Annotated in this window: 4 protein-coding genes; all 4 read left to right on the forward strand. The window is 69.2% G+C overall.

All coding sequences use genetic code 11. The annotated features are described in order from the left end of the window. Nucleotides 1-229: 229 nt before the first annotated feature. The 4 genes from ABZ070_RS35440 (at nucleotide 230) to ABZ070_RS35455 (ending at nucleotide 4,405) form a co-directional block, all read left to right on the forward strand. Nucleotides 230-769 carry a hypothetical protein gene (locus ABZ070_RS35440; protein ID WP_356640096.1) on the forward strand — a complete coding sequence of 180 codons (540 nt, stop codon included), beginning with the start codon at nucleotides 230-232 and terminating at the stop codon, nucleotides 767-769. Between the two features lie 1,053 nt (nucleotides 770-1,822). After that, the gene (locus ABZ070_RS35445; protein WP_356640102.1) at nucleotides 1,823-2,056 is read left to right on the forward strand and encodes a WhiB family transcriptional regulator; all 234 of its coding nucleotides are present in this window, start codon (nucleotides 1,823-1,825) and stop codon (nucleotides 2,054-2,056) included. Then, entirely contained in the window at nucleotides 2,053-2,412 is a 360-nt protein-coding gene (locus tag ABZ070_RS35450) for a hypothetical protein (protein WP_356640098.1), read from the forward strand. The genes ABZ070_RS35445 and ABZ070_RS35450 overlap by 4 nt, the downstream gene beginning before the upstream one ends. 1,531 nt (nucleotides 2,413-3,943) lie before the next feature. Next, nucleotides 3,944-4,405, forward strand: a complete 462-nt coding sequence (locus ABZ070_RS35455; RefSeq protein WP_356640100.1) for a 3'-5' exonuclease — start codon at nucleotides 3,944-3,946, stop codon at nucleotides 4,403-4,405. Nucleotides 4,406-4,645: the final 240 nt, after the last annotated feature.

Here is a 4,645-nt window from a genome sequence, read left to right on the forward strand (position 1 = left end):
CATGATCAACCTGCGTGCTTCAACCCCCACCACACACAGACCAACGACCCAGGTCAGCCGCCGTCACCGCTAATCACGCACGAGGTCGTAAGGCCATGCCCATCCCTGGGAGATCGTTGAGCGAACCACCGGTGTGGCGCACGAGCCGACCCCGCGAGAGCTCCGTGACCACGCCAAACGTCTCTGGGTACGCATCCCCAAGTACGACCAACAGCCAGACGGCCGCCTCATGATCAGCGCTCCCGGGCGCAGCGCCTACTGGACCCCCTCCTACCAGCACTCCGATGCCAAGCGCTGGACATTGGAGAGTCGCCTGGGCCAGTTCCTCAGCGACCTCGAGAGCGCGGCTGCCCGCGCCGAAGAGCAGCGCATCGAACAGGAACGCCAGGAGGCCTCCGCACGGCGCCGCTGGTACCAGGCCGTCCGCGAAGGCCGCGAACGCCAGGTGGACAAGCACCGCCAACAGGCACTGACCGATCAGGTGGCCCGCTGGAAGGAAGCGGAGGCGATCCGCGCCTTCTGCGCGGCGGTCCGCACCCGCCACCCCTGCGGTCTGCACGAGGATGCGCAGAAGTGGCTGGACTGGGCGGAGCGGCATGCCGACACCATCGACCCGCTTCCCACGCGCCTCGGCACACCCCAAGATCCCCCGGCCACGCGGCAGGCCCTCCAGGATCACCTCCGCGGTGATCTGTTTGCCTACCCCTGGCCCTATGACGAAGGCCGATGGACACTCGACAGCGACGAATCGCCCCCGCTGCGACCCTGATGCCTTCGTATCCTTGCGTCCCTACGCATGGCCGGGCCGCCCCACCAGTCCTGAACACAGAAGTCGGTTGTGGACCACGAACTGGACAAGGCCCGGCACAGATGCACGACAGGCACAACCATGTGGCGGTCGACTGCCTGGCGCGTGCGTGTGCCCGGCGTGGTCGTCCTCCTGTTCCCACAGTGAGAAGCGAGAAGCGCAGACTCTCGCCGGTGGTGCGTCGCCGAGGAATGGTTCGATCCGTGTCCATGCGAACAGCCCTGCGGTGTCGGTGGTGTGCTCCGATAGCAGGCCGAGGGCGCCCCGCACGTTCCCGCTCGTCTCGTAGGGCGGGCACTTCTCGCTGACGACACGGTCGTTCAGCACTCTGCCGACCGCTGCGTGCTGCACGAGATGGTGACGCAGATATGGGTGGGGCGGGCCTTCCTGCGGCTGGAGGGCGCTGAACGCGATGGCCAGCCGCCGCTGGTCCTCCGTGAGGTCGGCACCGGCCGGGAGGAGACGGGCGGATGTCGCTGCCTCGGTGAGGAGGCGGTGCGGGGTCTCGCGCAGCAGTTCGCCGACACGCTCGTGGATGGGCCGGTAGACGAGTCGCCCGTCCTCGACACCGGCCCGCCGACGACACCAACGACGGCGAGCACGCCAACGTCGTCCCCGAACTGCTCCCGTACAACGACCAATCCCTCGGCGCCGAGCTGCCGGTCGAGGTGCTGGAGATGTACCGGCTCGAGGCCTGGGACCCGTTCGAACTGCTGCTGCCGACCGTCGGCGGCATCGACAACGTCCGGCCTCAGGGGGAGCGGAAGTCATGACCTCCGCACCGCCCCGCCCGAACGTGAGCGCCTGCCGCCAGTGCGCCGGCCGCCCGGCCACCGTGCTTCAGACTATCTCCGCCAGCAGGCACGACAACACCCGCATCGCTGACCACCTGGCCGCCGAGCTCGGCGACGGCGCCCACACCCACGCCGCACGCAAGGCGACATGCGCGTGGTCCGCCCCACCGGAGCCGGATCGTGACCGGCCGCCTCGCCCTCTTCCCCCGCTTCACCGGAACTGAGCCCTGCCAGGCTCCACGCCGACCCGGACTGGTGGAGCAGCGACGACACCAACGACTGTGCAGCCGCCCAACTCGCCTGCCGGCGCTGCCCAACCCCCGAGGCATGCCTGGCCTGGGCCATCGACCACCTGACCGACGCCGGCGACGCCATCTGGGCTGGCACCACACGCACCCGGCGCTCCCAGCTGCGCCGCGAATTCACCCCCACCGCCCCGAAGGAGCCGAAGTGAACGACGCCAACCGTGCAGCCATCGTCGACATGCTGAACAACGGCGCCACCGCCGACGAGATCCGGGCCCGGGCCCGCGCCCAGGGGATGGCCGTCTCGCAGGTCGGCTCCATCTCCAAGGACGTCATGGACGCCTGGAACAACCGGGACGGCAAGGCGGCTGTCCCCGCCCAGCGCCGGGCCGGGAAACTGATGGCCGCCTTACCCGCCGACGCGGACGGCGGCCAGCCGCTCACCGGTACGGGGCGGGTCACCCTGCTCGGTACCGGCGGCGGCGCTGGCTTCGGCGCGTACGCCTTCCTCACCCCGGGCGAAACCACGCTTGACCAGCAAAATCAGACGATCACGTTCGGTTGAGATACGGCTTCTGATAGGCCAATGAGTTGATACGTCCGCGCGCCTCTCAGCTGTGTCAAGTCGTGAACTGAAGATTCCGAAGGAGCTGGTGCTGGTTTTTCCGGCGCCTCACTCGAACCGGCTCACAAGGAGCAGCGCATGAGAACCGAGTACACGACCAGAACCTTCCTGGGCCCTCTCCCCCGACGGCACGTCAGGACCGGTGGCGCCATCGCATCAATCGCCCTCGCCCTCACCGGCATCGCGACTCCCGCCATCGCCACAAGCCACAGCGTCGCGACAACCACGGTTACCACGGCAGGCCCCTCGGCTGGGGACGACGAATGCCGAGGCTGGACCCACCTCCCCAAGGCCGTACGCGAAGCGGCATGGGGCGCCGACGACAAGTGCCAGGACGGCACTGTCGGCCCGACAGGCCCTGCGGGCCCCATGGGAGCAACAGGCCCGACCGGCGACACCGGGGACACCGGCCCGACAGGCCCCACAGGTCCGACCGGTCCCGGCGGTGGCGCCACCGGGGCGACCGGTCCGACGGGCCCCGTAGGACCGCAGGGGCCAACAGGACCTGCCGGTGGTGTCGGGGAACTGACTGAGGTTGCGGGCGAGCTTTTCGAAGCCGCTCCTGGCCAGGAAGGTGTGAGCACGGCAACGTGTCCGGATGGCCAGAGAGCGATTTCGGGCGGTTTTCAAGGCAACGCCAGCGCTCTCGCAAGCTCATCCTTTCGGCTGGACAGCAGCTCTTGGCGTGTCCAGTTCCTAAACGTGGGGGCAATCCCCCAAAGCGGTAATGCCGTCGTGTACTGCTCACCATGAAAATTCGGCAGACGACATGTTGGCCCGTCGCATGACGGTGCCGGGACTGCAATGGCCATCGTCCAGGCTGTCACGCGCCACTGTGCATATCGTGAGGGCGCAGCTGCGACGTGCGCCAGCAAGCTGCGGACCTCGGGACACGGTGCCCGTCGCTGGTGATCCAGTGCGCGGCCTCGGCAACGGTGCCGTTCACGCGCATCCGGTCTGAGCCGATAGGGCCGAACGGGCCGGGAGGTGCATACCAGCGGTCTGAATGGTCGCACGTCGCATGTCGTTCGCAATCGCGCGGGACGGCGACCCTAGCCTCGATCTTGCATGAGGGCCCGTCAGCTGATCTGTCCCCCGCCGGCAGGGAGCCGTCCCTCCCCACGGGAGGGCCGACGCCTGCCCGCGTCGGGTTCTAGCTGAAGATGCCGAGCTTGGTGTCGGCTCGACAGTGGCTGCAGGCGCGCCGGCGGCGACTGCACGGCGCAGCTCGGCTCCAAGAAGGAGGCGCGGGCCTGGCTCAAGGACCGGGCCTGGCTGCTGCGTCCGGAGCGTACGGATCTACCGGATTCGATGTGGTGGCCTGACTGGGCGCGTCGGCGTCCGCCATGCAGGAAGGCGTACGACGCGGAGCAGGAGCGGCAGCGTGCTGAGTATCAGGCTCGGTACGAGCGGCAGGAGCAGGAGCAGGGCGGCGGGAGGCCGAGGCGCGGGCCGCCGAGGAGCGCGAGCGGTGGCCGCGGCCGCGCTCGTCGACCCGGACTTCCTGGTCCTCGACACCGAGACGACCGGACTCGACGATGACGCGCGGATCGTCGAGCTGGCCGTGCTGAACTCGCGCGGGGAGGTACTTCCCGACACGCTCCCGGACCCGGGCGTGCCCGTGCCGGACGACGCGGCGGGTATCCGCGGGATCACGACCGAGGCGCTCGCCGGGGCGCCCACGTTCGCCGACGTCCTCGTGCAGCTCACCGGGCTGCTCGACGGCAAGCGGTGCCTGATCTACAACAAGTGGTACGACGTTGGCTGGCTCCGGCACGAGCTGACGCTCCACTACCTCGACCGCGCCGCGCGGGAAACCGCCGAGGAGGCCGTGCGCACGGGCACGGTGCCGGAGGACGTACGGGAGCGGGCGCTGGTCTGGGCCCGGGCGCAGGCGACGGCCTGCTCGACGTCATGCGGTTCGAGGACGTGATGATCCCGAACTCGAACTGGGTGGGCGACTGGTCGGATTATCCCGGAAACAACCGCTGGCAGCCGCGTCGCTCGCGCGCCGCTCTGCCGGGGCCGCCCCGTATGCCCCATGCGGTCATCCTCGATGGTGTTCTCCCCACCACGGCAAAATCGGCGGCAGGTCGCTGAGCCCGCGGGCCGGTCGTTTCGGCATGGGCGACTCGCCGTCGTCGCCGTCCCAGCAGCGCGCGTACTGGTCCGG

Origin of the sequence: Streptomyces sp. NPDC006283 (genome assembly GCF_040613325.1) — a bacterium.
GTDB lineage: Bacteria > Actinomycetota > Actinomycetes > Streptomycetales > Streptomycetaceae > Streptomyces.